Genomic DNA, 634 nt, shown 5'->3' with positions numbered 1-634 from the left:
ACCTCGGCCAGCCACTGCTCGTCCTCGCCGCCCGCGGCCGGCGCCGGCCGGCGGACGTTGTCGGTCATCGCGGTCTCCCCGTGCCGGGCCGGCACCCGATGCCGGCCCACTGCGCCCAGCGTAGGCCGGGGGTCCGGCGCCGTCGGGCGCGACCGGCCCGCGCGGTCCGTCCGGGAGCGGGCGCGCCCGGCGTCATGCCCGCGACGGCGGGCCCGGGTCGACCACGAGCGCCGGACCGGTCCGCCGCCCACCCCGGGGGCCGCGGGTCAGGCGCCGCGCCGCCCCCGCCGGGTCGTCGTCGGCCGCCACCTGATCGAGTACGCGCACCCAGCGCTCGCCGTGCGCGTCGGCGAACGCGGCGGCGACCACGGCGACCCGCCGGCCGGTGACCGGCGACGGCGTCGCGCCCCCGCCCGGTGACGCGGACCCGGCCCGGGCAGTGGACCCGGCCCGGGCAGGGGACCCGGCCGGTCGAGTGGACCCGAGCGCCGGACCGGCCGGCACTCCGGCGAGGGCGGCCCGGTCTGCGGCGACGGTGATCAGGTCGGGCGAGCCGCAGCGCGCCGCCTCCACCGCGCCGGACCGGTCACACGCACGATCGTGGCGCGCAGGTGACCCGCCGGGGCGAGGTCGC

1 pseudogene is annotated in these 634 nt (G+C 82.5%); it reads right to left on the bottom strand.

Features of this window, described 5'->3' with window-relative positions:
- Positions 1-192 precede the first annotated feature (192 nt).
- Positions 193-634 (bottom strand): annotated as a pseudogene (locus MCBG_RS06810) (hypothetical protein); the annotation flags it as partial.

The sequence above is a fragment of the Micromonospora sp. M42 genome (assembly GCF_000568915.1).
In the GTDB taxonomy this organism is placed as follows: Bacteria; Actinomycetota; Actinomycetes; order Mycobacteriales; family Micromonosporaceae; genus Micromonospora; species Micromonospora chalcea.
This window is presented reverse-complemented; position numbering and strand designations above follow the sequence as displayed.